The sequence below is a fragment of the Gilliamella sp. B3482 genome (genome assembly GCF_026536805.1).
GTDB lineage: Bacteria > Pseudomonadota > Gammaproteobacteria > Enterobacterales > Orbaceae > Gilliamella > Gilliamella apicola_E.
This window is the reverse complement of the sequence record NZ_JAFNNL010000001.1, coordinates 668,280-684,227: the sequence shown is the minus strand read 5'-3', so window position 1 is coordinate 684,227 and position 15,948 is coordinate 668,280. Positions and strand designations below refer to the sequence as shown.

General features: G+C 34.1%; 15 protein-coding genes. 9 read left to right on the top strand and 6 right to left on the bottom strand.

Annotated features, from left to right (window positions below; genetic code table 11):
• Nucleotides 1-12 precede the first annotated feature (12 nt).
• From icd to J3U18_RS03090, 4 genes are all read left to right on the top strand, one after another.
• Nucleotides 13-1,275, top strand: a complete 1,263-nt coding sequence (gene icd, locus J3U18_RS03105; RefSeq protein ID WP_267352892.1) for an NADP-dependent isocitrate dehydrogenase — start codon at nucleotides 13-15, stop codon at nucleotides 1,273-1,275.
• A 17-nt stretch (nucleotides 1,276-1,292) separates the two neighbouring features.
• On the top strand, nucleotides 1,293-2,648 hold the full coding sequence (locus tag J3U18_RS03100) for a citrate/2-methylcitrate synthase (RefSeq protein ID WP_267352891.1): 1,356 nt from the start codon (nucleotides 1,293-1,295) through the stop codon (nucleotides 2,646-2,648).
• Between the two features lie 138 nt (nucleotides 2,649-2,786).
• Nucleotides 2,787-4,325 carry a murein biosynthesis integral membrane protein MurJ gene (gene murJ / locus J3U18_RS03095; protein ID WP_267352890.1) on the top strand — a complete coding sequence of 513 codons (1,539 nt, stop codon included), beginning with the start codon at nucleotides 2,787-2,789 and terminating at the stop codon, nucleotides 4,323-4,325.
• Between the two features lie 28 nt (nucleotides 4,326-4,353).
• Nucleotides 4,354-5,289, top strand: a complete 936-nt coding sequence (locus tag J3U18_RS03090) for a hypothetical protein (RefSeq protein ID WP_267352889.1) — start codon at nucleotides 4,354-4,356, stop codon at nucleotides 5,287-5,289.
• Here the strand turns inward: J3U18_RS03090 and dusC are convergent.
• The 6 genes from dusC to J3U18_RS03060 form a co-directional block, all read right to left on the bottom strand.
• Nucleotides 5,286-6,236 carry a tRNA dihydrouridine(16) synthase DusC gene (gene dusC / locus J3U18_RS03085; RefSeq protein WP_267352888.1) on the bottom strand — a complete coding sequence of 317 codons (951 nt, stop codon included), beginning with the start codon at nucleotides 6,234-6,236 and terminating at the stop codon, nucleotides 5,286-5,288. The two genes, J3U18_RS03090 and dusC, sit on opposite strands and share 4 nt — an antisense overlap.
• Nucleotides 6,227-7,006 (bottom strand): molybdopterin-synthase adenylyltransferase MoeB, encoded by a 780-nt coding sequence (locus J3U18_RS03080; protein WP_220225225.1) that lies wholly within the window; start codon nucleotides 7,004-7,006, stop codon nucleotides 6,227-6,229. The genes dusC and J3U18_RS03080 overlap by 10 nt, the downstream gene beginning before the upstream one ends.
• A gap of 71 nt (nucleotides 7,007-7,077) precedes the next feature.
• Nucleotides 7,078-8,397, bottom strand: a complete 1,320-nt coding sequence (locus J3U18_RS03075; protein ID WP_267352887.1) for an amidohydrolase — start codon at nucleotides 8,395-8,397, stop codon at nucleotides 7,078-7,080.
• A gap of 20 nt (nucleotides 8,398-8,417) precedes the next feature.
• Nucleotides 8,418-8,867: a hypothetical protein gene (locus tag J3U18_RS03070; RefSeq protein WP_065562434.1), complete on the bottom strand. Its 450-nt coding sequence runs from the start codon at nucleotides 8,865-8,867 to the stop codon at nucleotides 8,418-8,420.
• A gap of 10 nt (nucleotides 8,868-8,877) precedes the next feature.
• Nucleotides 8,878-9,654 carry a DUF3100 domain-containing protein gene (locus J3U18_RS03065; protein ID WP_065562433.1) on the bottom strand — a complete coding sequence of 259 codons (777 nt, stop codon included), beginning with the start codon at nucleotides 9,652-9,654 and terminating at the stop codon, nucleotides 8,878-8,880.
• A 32-nt stretch (nucleotides 9,655-9,686) separates the two neighbouring features.
• On the bottom strand, nucleotides 9,687-10,232 hold the full coding sequence (locus tag J3U18_RS03060; RefSeq protein ID WP_267352886.1) for a cysteine hydrolase family protein: 546 nt from the start codon (nucleotides 10,230-10,232) through the stop codon (nucleotides 9,687-9,689).
• A 285-nt stretch (nucleotides 10,233-10,517) separates the two neighbouring features.
• Between J3U18_RS03060 and aspS the strand changes: the two genes are divergently transcribed.
• The 5 genes from aspS to J3U18_RS03035 all read left to right on the top strand — a co-directional run bounded on the left by aspS (nucleotide 10,518) and on the right by J3U18_RS03035 (nucleotide 15,947).
• Nucleotides 10,518-12,275, top strand: coding sequence for an aspartate--tRNA ligase (aspS, locus tag J3U18_RS03055; protein WP_267352885.1), 1,758 nt, complete (start codon nucleotides 10,518-10,520; stop codon nucleotides 12,273-12,275).
• A gap of 10 nt (nucleotides 12,276-12,285) precedes the next feature.
• Nucleotides 12,286-12,735, top strand: a complete 450-nt coding sequence (gene nudB / locus J3U18_RS03050; protein WP_267329998.1) for a dihydroneopterin triphosphate diphosphatase — start codon at nucleotides 12,286-12,288, stop codon at nucleotides 12,733-12,735.
• 15 nt (nucleotides 12,736-12,750) lie between these two features.
• A complete protein-coding gene (locus J3U18_RS03045; RefSeq protein WP_267332261.1) occupies nucleotides 12,751-13,167 on the top strand; it encodes a hypothetical protein in 417 nt (138 codons plus the stop codon).
• 50 nt (nucleotides 13,168-13,217) lie between these two features.
• A complete protein-coding gene (ubiD, locus tag J3U18_RS03040) occupies nucleotides 13,218-14,681 on the top strand; it encodes a 4-hydroxy-3-polyprenylbenzoate decarboxylase (RefSeq protein ID WP_267352884.1) in 1,464 nt (487 codons plus the stop codon).
• A gap of 192 nt (nucleotides 14,682-14,873) precedes the next feature.
• Entirely contained in the window at nucleotides 14,874-15,947 is a 1,074-nt protein-coding gene (locus J3U18_RS03035; RefSeq protein ID WP_267332263.1) for a tetratricopeptide repeat protein, read from the top strand.
• Nucleotide 15,948 lies beyond the last annotated feature (1 nt).

Below are 15,948 nucleotides of genomic sequence, written 5' to 3'. Positions count from 1 at the left end.
GGAATAGACAATATGAATCAGCAAGTTTCAATTGAAAATGGACAATTAGTTGTCCCAAATCATCCAACGATTCCTTTTATTGAAGGTGATGGTGTGGGTAAAGAGATTTGGCACGCTGCTCGAGCTATTTTTGATAAAGCAGTTGAAAAAGCTTATCAAGGTGAGCGTAGTATTCAATGGAAAGAAGTACTTGCTGGTGAGAAGTCGTTTAATTTAAATGGATCATGGCTACCTGAAGAGACCATGAGTGCTTTCAAACATTATCTTATCGGTATCAAAGGACCATTAATGACACCTGTTGGCGGAGGGATTCGCTCACTAAATGTTGCATTGCGACAAGAATTAGATCTTTATGTCTGTTTACGCCCTGTCCGTTGGTTTAAAGGTGTTGAATCACCATTAAAGCACCCTGAAAAAGTAAACATGACCATTTTTCGTGAAAATACTGAAGATATATACGCAGGTATTGAATGGCAACAAGGTTCTGATGATGCTGAAAAGTTTTATCATTTTTTATCTGAACAAATGAAAGTCACTAAAGTTCGATTCCCTAAAACCTCAGCGTTTGGAGTGAAACCTGTCTCAATTGAGGGATCTGAACGCCTAATACGCTCAGCAATCAAGTATGCGTTACAACATAAATTACCGTCTGTGACCCTAGTTCATAAAGGTAATATTATGAAATTTACCGAAGGTGGATTTAAGCAATGGGGTTATGAACTTGCGGAAAGAGAATTTGCTGACGCAGTTTTCACCATGAATCAATATGCAAAAATTCACAAGGCCCAAAGTAAAGCAGCAGCAGAACAAGCATTACAAACCGCTAAAGCAAATTCTAAACTAATTATTAAAGATGTTATTTGTGATGCATTTTTACAAAATACATTATTAAAACCTGAGGACTATTCTGTTGTTGCAACATTAAATCTCAATGGTGATTATGTATCGGATCAGCTGGCTGCCATGGTTGGTGGTATTGGTATTGCGCCAGGTGCTAATATTAATTATTTAACCGGACATGCTATATTTGAAGCAACACATGGTACCGCACCTGATATAGCAGGTCAAAATCAAGCCAATCCATCATCACTTATATTGTCAGGAGTGATGATGTTTGAATACTTAGGTTGGCATGAAGTAGGGCAATTAATCACTAATGCGATGGAAAGTTTGTTTCAATTAGGTAAAGCAACCACTGATTTAGCACGCTTTATGCAAAATGGACAATCATTATCAACAACTCAATTTACTCAAGCAGTAATCGATAATTTATAATTCAAAGGGGATGGTTAATGAAAGAAAAGTTCTTGGTTTATAAATTATCGGAAACCATTAAAAATACTAGTAAAATTGAATCGCAGTTATTCGAACAATTTAATGTAAAACGTGGATTACGTAATGCAGATCATACTGGTGTATTAGTTGGATTAACCAAAATTGGTGATGTATTAGGCTATGAACGCTTAGAAGATGGTTCACTAAAACCAATTGCCGGTAAATTATTATACCGAGGAATTGATATTGAAGAGCTGGTTCATAATGCTCAACAAGAGCGACGAACAGGGTTTGAAGAAACTATCTATTTATTATTATCTGGTTACTTACCCGATAAAGAAGAATTACGAGATTTTTCACGTTTACTCTGTGAGTCGATGGCGTTAGAAAAACAAACTAAGATTGCCATAATGGAACTTGAAGGCCATGATGTGATGAACATTTTGGCTAGAACTGTTCTTGAAATGTATACTTATGATCCTGAACCTGATGATACCTCACGTGATAATTTAATGCGTCAATCCATCGATTTAATTGCTAAATTCCCAGCAATTATTGCTTATGCTTACAATATGTTAAGTCATAGTGCTAAAGGTAAATCACTGCATATCCGCCATCCACACGAAGATTTTTCAATTGCAGAAAATTTTCTCTATATGATGAAAGGATCCGGTCGATACACAGAACTTGATGTAAGAGTACTTGATTTATCCATGATTATTCATGCTGAACATGGTGGCGGGAATAATTCAACTTTTACCGTTCGCGTAACGAGTTCTACGGGTACCGATACTTACTCATCTATTGCTGCAGGTATAGGATCATTGAAAGGTCCATTGCATGGTGGGGCTAATTTGCAAGTAGGAAAAATGCTTAAACATCTTGCCGAAGAGATTAAAAATTGGACTGATGCAGATGAAATTGATGCATATCTACAACGTATTTTAGATAAAGAAGTATTTGATCGAAAAGGGTTAATTTATGGTATTGGTCATGCTGTTTATACTGTATCAGACCCAAGAGCCATGTTGCTAAAAGAGATGGCCCATAAACTTGCTCAAGAAAAAGGCCGAGAAAAAGAATTTAACTTTCTAAACTTACTTGAGGAACGTGCGATTCATGCAATAGTTAATCGTAAAAATGCCAGAACTAAAAAACAAGTCTGTGCTAATGTCGATTTTTATTCAGGTTTTGTTTATGACATGATTGGGTTACCAAAAGAAGTTTACACGCCACTATTTGCTATGTCGCGAATCGTTGGTTGGTGTGCTCATCGCATTGAAGAACTTAATTTTGATGATCGTCGAATTATACGTCCTGCCTATAAAAACATTGGCGAACTTATGCCTTTTATTCCATTGAAAGATCGTTGATACATATACCGTCAGTATCATTCTGACGGTGATATTAAAATGGCTGTTTATTAAAAAATTATGGTGATTTAGAACAATAGTTTGTAGACTATGCTTCATTAATCGTTTTTGACTATGTACTTGGTACATAAATCGTATATGAATCTTTTAAAATCTTTAGCTACAGTTAGCTCAATGACAATGGTTTCACGCGTTTTGGGGTTTGTTCGTGATGCTATTATTGCCCGTTTTTTTGGAGCGGGAATGGCTACGGATGCATTTTTTGTTGCTTTTAAACTGCCCAATTTACTTCGACGAATTTTTGCTGAAGGGGCTTTTTCCCAAGCTTTTGTACCGATTTTAGCTGAATATAAAAATCAGCAAGGCATTGAGGCTTCACGTACTTTTGTGGCTTATATCGCAGGTTTATTAACACTGGTATTAGCTATCGTTACTTTAATTGGTGTTGTAACTGCACCATTTATTATAATGATAACTGCACCAGGTTTTATGCAAGAATCATCAGATAAATTTGAACTTGCGACAATTATGCTACGAATTACTTTTCCTTATATATTTTTTATCTCACTTGCATCATTAGTGGGTGCTATACTTAATACTTGGAATCGTTTTTCTGTACCTGCATTTGTGCCAACATTGTTAAATATTAGCATGATTGCTTTTACCTTATTCTTAACCCCTTATTTTAATCCACCAGTGCTTGCGTTAGCTGTTTCTGTTGTGGTAGGGGGAATTTTACAATTGCTATACCAGCTACCTTATTTGAAAAAGATTGGTATATTGGTTTTGCCTCGTATTAGTTTTAAAGATAGCGGTGTTTGGCGAGTGTTAAAGCAGATGGGACCCGCTATCTTAGGTGTATCAGTCGGTCAAATATCATTAATTATTAATACAATATTTGCATCATTTTTGATTTCAGGTTCTGTTTCATGGATGTATTATGCTGATAGATTAATGGAATTTCCTGCAGGTGTACTAGGTGTTGCATTAGGAACTATTTTGTTACCATCTTTAGCCAAAAGTTTTGCCAAAGGTGACCACAAACAATATTCAGAGTTATTAGATTGGGGGCTTCGCCTCTGCTTTTTATTAGCTTTGCCAAGTACTGTGGCATTAGGTGTTATTTCTAAACCATTAATATCAACTCTTTTTGAGTATGGTCAATTTACTTTAAATGATACTTTGATGACTCAACGCGCATTAGTCGCTTATTCAATTGGTTTGCTTGGATTAATTTTGATTAAAGTATTAGCCCCGGCATTTTATTCCAGACAAGATATTAAAACACCGGTGAAAATTGCAATAATAACCCTTATTTTAACGCAATTGATGAATCTGGCTTTTATTGGACCTTTACAACATGCAGGCCTTTCATTATCAATTGGACTTGCAGCATGTTTTAATGCTGGTTTATTGTTTTGGCAACTTCGTAAGAAGAAACTCTACCAACCACAACCAGGTTGGTATCGATTTTTAATCAAGGTTATTATTGCTGTTTTATTGATGTCAGTAGCGTTGTGGTTTGGAGCTCAGTTATTACCCGATTGGTCTACAGGCTCAATGCTAACAAGAGTTGGATATTTATTCCTGCTAGTTATTGTTGGTATTTGTATCTATTTTGGCTCGTTGGTTTTGATGGGCTTTAAAATAAAACATTTTATTAAAAGAATTGAATAAGTTGTGGTTTTGATAATAAGGAAGTTAAATGCAAAAAGTATCTTTTTTTAAATTGCCGTTAACAGGATGTTTAGTTTATTTTTTATTTAGCATATTTTTGAATATATCTTTTTTATATTGGCAACAAAATGCTTCAATTCCAAATAATTTGTTTTGGTATTTACTTTTTGATTCAAATTTTTTATTTCGATTTATTTTTGAAAAGAGTTTTATAGAAGCATTATGGGTTTTTGGCCTTTTAGCGATATTTTTTTATTCTTTCCGTATTCACATTGTTAATAAAGCTAATATAACTTTGCTAATTATTTTAATGTTGATTTATTCAATTGTTGCATCTTTCATTGCAATTAATACAGACGTTAAACCCCAAAATTATTACCTTTATTCAATATTATATAGTTTAGCATTTGCTATTATTCGTTATTCACTTGAAGCCTTGCTTTTGTATTATTTAATTGATTTTTCTAGAGTTTGTTTTGTTAAAGATCAAAATGAATTTATTTGGACTAAAAAAAATTCCTCTAAAATTCACTTTATTCTTTTCTCTATTTTTAGTTGCTTTATATTGATTAAAGGTTTTATCCTTCTTTTTCAACCTCTTTTAGATAAATTTTATGTTTCTAATTTTTTAATTGCTATTTATCTGAGTGCGTTATTATTTGGTCTTGTATTGAGCAAGCGATGTTTTCACATTTTTTCTAATAAAGTTCTATATGTAAAACTTTTCAAAAGTGTATCAATATCAAATATTTTAATTTTAGCTGTTGTTTATATTACCTTTACCATCATTAATAACAATCCAACCAAATACTATATTGATTCGTTTGTGACAATATTTAACCATATTAATAAATTATTTTTAATATTATTGGTTATTTTATTGGTTTGTCTAATTCTTTATAAAATAACTAAATATTATTTCGGTATGACAAATTTTAAAAAGAGTCAAAACGAATCGAATTAATTATTTAATTTAGTTTTCAAAAAATCACAGATTTCAATTTGTGATTTTAATTGTCTTATTTCAGGAAGTAATACCGATGCTTCTGGATAATGCTGTTTTAAATAAGCTAACCATTGTTTAATTCGAGCAGAATGATAAAGTGGCTTTACATCGTCAATAGCCGTCATCGCATAACTAAGTAGTATTTTTATGACTTCTTGCCAGATTAATGATGAATGTTTATAGCGAATTTTATTAGCTAAATTAGGAATATTTAGTATCCCACGGCCAAGCATGATGTCATTTGTTTGGCTATGTTTTATGCAGTTGTAGGCATCTTCAATAGAAAAAATTTCGCCATTAGCAATAACTGGAATGGTTAGTTTTTGTTTTATCTTTCCAATTGTTGACCAATCAATTTTATCAGCTTTATATCCATCTATTTTTGTTCTACCATGAATGACAATTTCATTTGCTCCTGCATTTTCAATTGTTTTTGCAATTTCGTAACAGCGGGATTTATCTTCCCATCCTAATCGAATTTTAACTGATAATACGGGATTAGAACCTATTGCTGTTCTAACTTGATTCACAATGTTATATATTTGATTCGGATATTGTAATAAATAAGCACCGCCATGGTTGCCTACTACTATTTTAGCCGGACAGCCAAAATTAATATCTACACCATAAGAGCCTAACTCGATAGCTTTAACGGCATTTTCTGCTATCCATTCAGGTGATTGTCCCAGTAGCTGGATACGTACAGGCGTTCCTGATAATGTTTTGCCATCATTATGAAGTTCTGGGCATAGTCGGTAGAAAGTTCGATTAGATAATTTATGGTTGGTCACTCTTACAAATTCAGTTACACAATAATCAAACTTATTAATTTCAGTTAATATTTCTCGAACATGATAATCAAGCACTCCCTCCATTGGTGCTAAAATAATTCGATTTATTTGCATTTTATGACCTGTGTAGTATTTTGATTTCCACAAATAATACAATTACTTTGTTTAGCAAATGTAACTTGGTTGAACTCCATTGTCATGCCATCAACCATCAATACTCTCCCAACTAGAGGTTTCCCATACTTGGTAAGTACTTTGATGGACTCTAGTGCTTGAATTGAACCAAACATACCGACTAATGGCGCCATTACACCTGCTTCGATACAAGTAAGTTGATTTTGACCAAATAAATGACTTAAGCAATGATAACACGGTTGATCTTCTTCATAATTAAATACAGTCAGTAAGCCTTCCATTCGAATTGCAGCGCCTGAAACTAAAGGTTTTTTTTCTTGAAAACAGCAACGATTAATTTGTTCACGACTGGTTAAATTATCAGTGCAATCAATGACGATATCATGCTGTTTGATTACTGTAATTAATTCACTATCAACCAGCTTCTGATTAATGGTGTCAATAATCATGTTTGGATTGATTTGAGTTAATTTTTGCTTGGCTATATCAACCTTATATTGATTTATGGATTTTGGCGTGTATAAAATTTGTCGATTCAAATTTGATTCGGATATGGTATCAAAATCAATTAAAGTCACTTTGCCTATGCCAGATGCAGCTAAATAGAGGGATGCAGCACAACCTAACCCGCCTAATCCAATAATTAAAACTGAGCTGTTTTTTAAAACTTGCTGCTTATCAATATCAAAACCATGCAAAGCTATTTGCCTGTCATAACGAAACAATTCTTGGTCGGTAAGCGTTAACATATGAAGTTATAAAGGTTGATGATGAAGTGGATAGTATAAACTTGGCACAAGATTGTGCCAAGTTTTTAACTTTATTTGTCAAAACCAGATAGGAATTTTAAATATTCTTCCTTAGACATTAACGGTTTGTAATTCGCCATTAATGTTTCGGCTGGTTTCGCATCATCATAGAGTAAGTCAATAATGGTGCAAGCCATCATTTGAGCAGGTCGAATATAGGCCATATCTTCATCAAATACGGTATAGTCTTTTCCATGTAAAATACCTCTAACCGAACCAATCCAAGGGTGACTTACTGGCATAATATGTGATAGGTCGCCAGTATCTGTACTTCCAGTCATATGTGGTGCGATTGAAACGTTTTCTTCACCAATTAAATTTTCAGCATTTTGCTTTAAAAGGTCATTAAGTGTTGGGTTATTATGTAATGGTAGGTAGCCTGGTAAATCTTTAATTTCACAAGATGCACCTACAGCCATTGCACCAGCTTTTAATGCTTGATTGATTCTTTCATTAGCATCAATCATTGCAGGAACATTACCTGCTCGTACATAGCTTTCCATTCTTACATCGCTTGGTACAACATTCACTAAGTCACCACCTTGGGTAATAATTGGATGGAAGCGAATATAATCTTTTTCTTGAAAGGTTTCGCGAATAGCATGAACACCCATCATCCCCATCATAGCTGCATTTAAAGCATTTACGCCAGCATGAGGGGCTGCTGCCGCATGAGCAGCCTCTCCCTTATACTTAATTAATTTTCCGATAAAACCATTACTTGTGGTTGAGATTTCAATAAAACCATCCTGACGTTCATTTGGGACGCTTGTTAAATGTATTTGTAATGCCATATCAACATCATCAAAATCACCTCGTGAAATCAATTCTGGTTTTCCGCCAATGTATTTGATTTTGCCTTCTTCAATTAATCGGTTTCGATAGGTAATTTCAACATATTCTTCTGCAGGGACAGCAAATGGTACCACATCACCGGCTAAAAATTGCATTGCACCTGAGTCAATTAGCCCCATAGTGACAGCCATCATATTAGCGATTTGTGCATTATGGCCACAACAGTGAGCCGCTCCTGAAGTTTCGTCTGCGGCAGGGTGGTCAGCACAAATAATTGCATCGAGCTCGCCAATAATGGCAATTCTATATTTACTTCCTTTCCCACCTTTTAATCGACCTTTAACACCAGTTAAGGCTAATTTATTTTTAAATGGGACACCTAATTTCTCTAAAGCGTCTTCTACTTTTTTAGCAGTTTTATGTTCTTTGTAACCAAGTTCTGGCTCTGACCAAATTGCTTCAGCAATCGACTTGATATCTGCTTTTCGATTTGCAATTGCATCGCAGACTTTTTTCTTTAGTTCTTCTTTAGTCATAAATAAAATCCTTATCCAAATTAGATAACGCCTTCCCAATGTAAAGTAATTTGAGCAATTAGGGCAGCAAAAATAAACGTACCAGAAAAAACAGCTAAAGATACGGGAATGATACGCCAAGATATATTTTTAAATAGCGCAAGATCTTTACCAATCGCTAGTCCCGCATAAGCAAGTACTGGTGTACAAACAGCAAGTAATGAGACTTGATCTGTAATTGCAACCACTTCTTGATGATATGGGAATATCGGTGCTGATACAATAGCAGCAACAACGGATACCCATAGAATTACAGGAAGTTTATTTAAAACAGGTAATTTACTTATTAATAATCCTGCAATAGATATGACAACTAACACAGCTAATGCTTGAAGCGATAGCATAAAATCAATTTTATATCCTACAGTGTTACCTGCTGCCATGATAACGGCTACTAAAATAAGTACAAAAATTGTTTCTAAAATTTTCATATTCGATTCCTTATTTATTGCGACGAAGGCGAGCTAAAGTGTTATACATGAAAGAAGCGAAAGGCAAAGAAAATAGTGTATAAATATATATGCCTACAATACCAGACATTAAGTTCGCTGTTGTTGCATAAGCATTGATATTTTCTGATAAGTCAGGATATAAATCACTTATCGGTGCCAATGAAGCAGCCATCATGCTCCCACTACCTACTCCAGCTCCCATTGCTAAAGCATAAGGGTGAAGAATATTCAATTGTGCTATTATGCTTGCAAGGATACTCATCCAAATTGCACCATAAAGAGTCCCACATACATACATAGCCATAACACCTCGTCCTTCAGGTGAATCTAGCCCATATTTATCTGCAACAATAGCTATATTAGGTTCGCGAGCAACAGAGTAGGTTGCACCAACTGCCTCTCTTTTCATACCTAATAACATAGCTAATGGTAATCCTAGTAAAATTGTTCCTGCGAAATGGCCTAATTCTTGAAAAATTAGGGCTAACTTGGCATCGTTTAAAATCATGTCAATTTTAGGACCTACAGCCACACCAAGCTTTGCAATAAGTAATATTAATGTAACCATCATCACTAAACTGGCATGCTGCATATTTTTATTAGTTAATATTTTTAGCTTTGGTAGGCTGATTACACCGCCGAAGATCATTGCATATAACATTGGATAAACGGCGATAATCCATATTGATTGTTTACCGATCAGTTCGCAAATAATTACTACTAACAGTGCAATTATATGCAATTTATAGTCTCGTAAAACTTCCATTCCTGCTCCTTATTTTAATTTTTATCTATATTTTATATTACGGTTGCCCCTAAAGTGTTTTGAAAGTGTTTTAAAGCCCATTGATGACCGATTGGATCAAAGCTAGCAACTGCATTTTGATGAATAATCAATTTGTAGCCTAAATTATAGGCATCAATCGCTGAGTGTAATATGCAAATATCTGTGCAGACACCAACTAAATGGATTTCAGTAATATGTCTTTCGCGTAAGCGTAGATCAAGATCCGTACCACAAAATGCCGAGTAGTGTCGTTTATTCATCCAATAAATATTATCTGAATTCTGATGTTTTTGATAAAGAGTATGTAAATTACCAAATAACTGTTGCCCAAAAGTTCCAATAATATTGTGAGGGGGAAAGAGTTTATTTTCTGGATGATATTTATCTGAAGGGTCATGAGAATCAATCGCAAAAACGATAAATTGATTATTTTGGATGAATGATTTAGTTAAATTTAATATTTCTGACTCAATTTGTTGCCCAACAGAACCTGTAGTCAAAGCGCCATCGTCAGCGATGAAATCATTAGTATAGTCAATTGAAATTAAAGCTTTCATATCATATGAGCAATATCCAAATAATACTAAAGCTTAGTAATAAATATCTGATAAGACAAGCTCTTAAATAAATCATTTTAAAAGCTTATCAAGATAAAACGATTTTATATTTATTATCTAATTGAATTTAAAATAGTTTGTAAAAAAATGTATAAAGTAAAATTATTATAATAAATCGAGTATAAATAAATTAAATAGTGATTATTTTCAAACATAGTCTTTATCCCCTGATAAATTGCTCTATAATAATTATTATTTTTGATAACTGTACACAGGATATTTTTAATGAGAACAATTTATTGCGGACAGCTAAACGCAAGTTATATTAATCAAGAAGTCACACTATGTGGATGGGTCAATAAACGCCGAGATTTAGGTGGGATGATTTTTATTGATATGCGTGATCGTGAAGGAATTGTGCAAGTTTTTTTTGATCCTGATTATCAACAAGCATATCAATTAGCTGGCGAATTACGTAATGAATTTTGTATTCAAATTAAAGGAAAAGTAAGAGCACGACCAGAGGGCCAAATTAATAAAGATATGGTAACTGGTGAGGTTGAAATACTAGCGACTGAGCTTGTGATTTTTAATCGTAGTGATGTTTTACCGCTTGATTTCAACCAAAATAATAGTGAAGAACAGCGTTTAAAATACCGCTATATAGATTTACGCCGTCCAGAAATGGCGACGATATTTAAAACTCGCGCAAAAATTACGGCATTTGTCCGTTCATTTATGAATGAGCATGGTTTTTTAGATATCGAAACACCAATGTTAACCAAAGCAACACCAGAAGGTGCTCGAGATTATCTTGTTCCAAGTCGAGTTCATAATGGTGAGTTTTATGCGCTTCCTCAATCTCCACAACTGTTTAAACAGTTACTGATGATGTCTGGATTTGATCGTTATTATCAAATTGTTAAATGTTTTCGTGATGAAGATTTACGAGCCGATCGCCAACCAGAATTTACACAAATAGATGTTGAAACCTCATTTATGACAGCTGAACAAGTGCGCGAAATCATGGAAAAAATGATACGTGAACTTTGGTTGCATGTTAAAAATATTGATTTAGGCAAATTCCCAATTATGACTTTTGCTGAGGCAATGCGTCGTTATGGGAATGATAAACCTGATTTACGTAATCCGCTTGAAATTATTGATGTGGCGGATTTGGTTAAAGATATCGATTTTAAAGTATTTTCAACACCAGCAAATGATCCTAAAGGAAGAGTGGCTTTATTATGCGTTCCAAATGGATCCCAACTAACACGTAAACAATTAGATGATTATACGCAATTTATTTCAGTTTATGGTGCTAAAGGTATGGCTTGGATCAAAGTTAATGATCGTAGTAAAGGCCTTGAAGGTGTGCAAAGCCCAGTAGCTAAATTTTTTAATGAACCTCAAATGGAAGCATTACTTAATCGTGCCAATGCTAAAGATGGTGATATTTTATTATTTGGTGCGGATAGTTATAAAGTAGTGAGTGATGCATTAGGTGCATTGCGTTTGAAAGTTGGTAAAGATTTAGGTATTACCGATGAGAGTAAGTGGGCGGTACTTTGGGTTGTTGATTTCCCTATGTTTGAGGAAACTGACGAAGGTTTAAGTGCAATGCATCATCCATTTACATCACCAAAAGATTTTACCCCAGAGCAATTAATAAGCAATCCTGAAAATGCAGTAGCTAATGCATATGATATGGTAATCAATGGTTATGAAGTTGGCGGTGGTTCTGTACGTATTCATCGCAGTGAAATGCAGCAGGCTGTCTTTTCTATTTTAGGAATTGATGAACATGATCAGCGTGAAAAGTTCGGCTTTTTACTTGATGCATTAAAATATGGTACGCCACCTCATGCGGGTTTAGCATTTGGCCTAGATAGATTAACTATGCTGTTAACTGGAACAGATAATATTCGAGATGTTATTGCCTTCCCGAAAACGACTGCAGCAACATGTTTATTAACTGATGCGCCTAGTCCTGCAAATCCTACAGCTTTAATGGAATTAGGTATAGAAGTGAGCAAAAAATAGCGATATTTATATGCAAAAATATAAGAACCCTGAGTCAGTATTAGTTGTTATTTATTGTAAACGGACTTTGCGTGTTCTTATGTTGCAACGTAAGGATGATCCTAATTTTTGGCAATCAGTTACAGGTAGTATGGAAGATAATGAATTACCTAGAGATACGGCAATTCGTGAAGTTTTTGAAGAAACCGGTATAGATATTAGCGAAGAAAATCTTAAATTAATTGATGCAAAACATACGGTTGAGTTTGAAATTTTTCCTCAGTTTAGATATCGGTACGCACCAGAAGTAAAGATAAATAAAGAACATTGGTTTTATTTAGCTCTTAATGATGAAATAACGCCATTGCTTACTGAACATTTATCTTATCAATGGTTAACTATAAATAGTGCAGCCAATCTTACTATATCGCCAAATAATTGTGAGGCTATTAGTAAAATTGGCTCAATTGATAAAAATTAATACAAGAGATCCAAAATGAAACTTAGCCATTATGTTATTTCGTTATTCAGCTTGTTTTTTGTAATATCTATCAGTCATGCAGAAATAAATATAAAAAAATGCAAAGTAACTAAAGAAGAAGCTTTAATTTTTGATGAATATGATTCACAAATTGCTGAAAAAATTATTGATTACAAGTTACATAATCAACCTGAAAAAAGAGAAAATAGCATTATTAAAATTTTTACAAATGAAAATAGTGAAGATCGTAATTATTGGTTAGCATCGATACAAACTGATGACAAATCAGAATTTTATCTATTTTATCAAGTTGATAAAAACGAAATTATTGAAGTTGACCAAAAACAATTTGAAGCATTATTACCTAAAATCGTTGAATGTAATCAAACAAAACAACTTCCCATATATAGTGAGAACTTTGATGAAGATTAGTTAATCTTCATCAATTAGTATTTCAATAGCGAGAGTTAAAAGGAGTAATAATGTCGTTGTCTAATTTTCGTGATTTTTTAGATTACCTTGAGCAGCAAGGTGAATTAAAACGCATTACTTATCCAATTAACCCTTATCTTGAAATGACCGAGATAGCTGATAGAGTTTTACGCTCTCAGGGACCAGCTCTATTATTTGAAAACCCAATTGGCTATGACATTCCTGTACTTTGCAATCTTTTTGGAACAGCTAAACGAGTTGCTATGGCAATGGGGCGAGAAAAGACTACAGAATTAAGAGAAATTGGTGAATTACTAGCTTTTTTGCGAGAACCAGAGCCACCCAAAGGTATTCGACAATTTTTTAATATATTACCTAAATATAAACAAGTTCTAAATATGCCGGTAAAACGGCGTTCCTCAGCACCTTGTCAGGAATTAATATTTAAAAATGATGAGGTCGATTTAACTCAATTGCCTATTATGCATTGTTGGCCAGATGATGTAGCTCCACTTGTAACTTGGGGACTAACTATAACTAAAGGACCACATAAAGATCGTCAAAATGTAGGTGTTTACCGATTACAGCTACTAGGTAAAAATAAATTAATCATGCGTTGGTTGTCACATCGAGGTGGGGCACTTGATTTTGCTGAATGGCAACAATCCTATCCAAATGAAAAATTTCCTGTTAGTGTAGCTATTGGGGCTGATCCTGCAACAATATTAAGTGCAGTAACACCAGTACCAGATACTTTATCAGAATATGCTTTTGCTGGATTATTGCGTAATAGCCGAACAGAAGTGGTCAAATCTTTATCAAATGAGTTAGATGTTCCTGCAACCGCCGAAATTATTTTAGAAGGTTATATTGATCCCCATGAGCAAGCTGTTGAAGGGCCTTATGGTGACCATACTGGTTATTACAATGAAGTAGAAAAATTTGCTGTCTTTACAGTTACACATTTAACCAGACGTAAAGATGCAATTTATCATTCTACATATACGGGTAGACCTCCAGATGAGCCGGCTGTAATGGGTTTAGCATTAAATGAAGTATTTATCCCTATATTACAGAAACAATTTCCTGAAATTGTTGATTTTTATCTACCTCCTGAAGGTTGCTCTTATCGTATTGCCATTGTCACAATCAAAAAACAATACCCAGGGCATGCCAAAAGAGTGATGATGGGTGTATGGTCTTATTTAAGACAATTTATGTATACTAAATTTATTATTGTTTGTGATGACGATATTAATGCTAGAGATTGGAAAGATGTTATGTGGGCTATTTCGACAAGAATGGATCCACATCGAGATACAACATTTGTTGATAATACGCCAATTGATTATCTGGATTTTGCTTCACCTATTTCCGGTTTAGGCTCTAAAATGGGACTTGATGCAACTAACAAGTGGCCGGGTGAAACTAATCGTGAATGGGGTAAAATTATTACTAAAGACGCTAAAGTAGTTGCTCATATTGATGAAATTTGGGATGAACTTGGATTGTGATAGCTTTTGTTAAATAATTAATTATATTTTTTTATAATGAGTCCGATTAAGCGATTTAATAATATTTACAATATTTAAATAACTTTAACTTTCAATTAAATAATAAAAAAAAGTATATTTAAAAAAACAAAACTATTCCCCTTTTAATCAATTATGTATAATTATTGCTAATATTATGACATTTAAAAAATTATGAAAAAACTTCAAATTATATTGGCTTTGATGTTATCTATCTCTTGTGGAGCAGCTGCAAGCGAAGCTAAAACACAATCGGATACTGAGCTAAAAGTAAGTGACCCTAGTTCATTAATTCCTTCGTTGCTAATTGCTGCTGAAAAGGGTGATATGCAATCACAATATACGCTAGGAACAATTTATAAGCAGGGTTTAGGGGTTGAGGTTAATGATCTAAAGGCTTTTTTCTGGTTTAAGAAAGCCGCTGATCAAGGTTTAGCTAAAGCTCAAAATAATTTAGCTTATATGTACCAAAATGGTTTAGGGACTAAAGCTAATTTATCTGAGGCATTCAAATTGTTTAAATTGGCTGCCGATCAAAATTATGCTTTAGCTAAATATAATTTAGCTTTGATGTATAAAAATGGTGAAGGCGTAGAAAAAAAAACGTCTACCGCAATTGATTATTTTACCCAAGCTGGCGATCAAGGTATTTATGATGCTTATTTAAATTTAGGCATTATGTACTTTGCGGGTGATGGTGTTGATAAAGATCGCCTAGTAGCGGCCGATTGGTTTAGTAAAGCCGCAAAAGATAACAATCCAGAAGCACACTACTATTTAGGATTAATGTCCCAAACTGGTGACGGTTTAACTCAGGATAATGTTGCTGCCCTTTATTTTTATACTCAAGCTGCCGAACGTGGTTATGTACTAGCAATGTACAATTTAGGCATTATGTATGCAACCGGAACAGGAACAAGACCAGATAACACTCAAGCCGCATATTGGTTTACTCAAGCTGCTGAAGGTGGTAACGCTGATGCACAATATAATATAGCGGTTATGTATGATGTTGGTGGGGGTGTTCCTAAAGATGAACAAAAAGCAATAGATTGGTATACCAAAGCAGCCAAGCAAGGAAGTGTTGATGCGCAATATAATTTAGGTATTAAATATCTAGAAGGTGAAGGCGTTAAACAAAATGATAACCTAGCAGTTTATTGGTTTACTAAAGCTAGTGAGCAAGGGGATACCGACGCTAAAGCTTATTTAGAAGAGATAGCTAAAAAAAATAAAAAGGGCGAATAAG

Bases quoted from the DNA above. Each gene is read 5' to 3' on its own strand.
- icd (WP_267352892.1), top strand. From the start codon at position 13: ATGAATCAGCAAGTTTCAATTGAAAATGGACAATTAGTTGTCCCAAAT.
- J3U18_RS03100 (WP_267352891.1), top strand. From the start codon at position 1,293: ATGAAAGAAAAGTTCTTGGTTTATAAATTATCGGAAACCATTAAAAAT.
- murJ (WP_267352890.1), top strand. From the start codon at position 2,787: ATGAATCTTTTAAAATCTTTAGCTACAGTTAGCTCAATGACAATGGTT.
- J3U18_RS03090 (WP_267352889.1), top strand. From the start codon at position 4,354: ATGCAAAAAGTATCTTTTTTTAAATTGCCGTTAACAGGATGTTTAGTT.
- dusC (WP_267352888.1), bottom strand. From the start codon at position 6,236: ATGCAAATAAATCGAATTATTTTAGCACCAATGGAGGGAGTGCTTGAT.
- J3U18_RS03080 (WP_220225225.1), bottom strand. From the start codon at position 7,006: ATGTTAACGCTTACCGACCAAGAATTGTTTCGTTATGACAGGCAAATA.
- J3U18_RS03075 (WP_267352887.1), bottom strand. From the start codon at position 8,397: ATGACTAAAGAAGAACTAAAGAAAAAAGTCTGCGATGCAATTGCAAAT.
- J3U18_RS03070 (WP_065562434.1), bottom strand. From the start codon at position 8,867: ATGAAAATTTTAGAAACAATTTTTGTACTTATTTTAGTAGCCGTTATC.
- J3U18_RS03065 (WP_065562433.1), bottom strand. From the start codon at position 9,654: ATGGAAGTTTTACGAGACTATAAATTGCATATAATTGCACTGTTAGTA.
- J3U18_RS03060 (WP_267352886.1), bottom strand. From the start codon at position 10,232: ATGAAAGCTTTAATTTCAATTGACTATACTAATGATTTCATCGCTGAC.
- aspS (WP_267352885.1), top strand. From the start codon at position 10,518: ATGAGAACAATTTATTGCGGACAGCTAAACGCAAGTTATATTAATCAA.
- nudB (WP_267329998.1), top strand. From the start codon at position 12,286: ATGCAAAAATATAAGAACCCTGAGTCAGTATTAGTTGTTATTTATTGT.
- J3U18_RS03045 (WP_267332261.1), top strand. From the start codon at position 12,751: ATGAAACTTAGCCATTATGTTATTTCGTTATTCAGCTTGTTTTTTGTA.
- ubiD (WP_267352884.1), top strand. From the start codon at position 13,218: ATGTCGTTGTCTAATTTTCGTGATTTTTTAGATTACCTTGAGCAGCAA.
- J3U18_RS03035 (WP_267332263.1), top strand. From the start codon at position 14,874: ATGAAAAAACTTCAAATTATATTGGCTTTGATGTTATCTATCTCTTGT.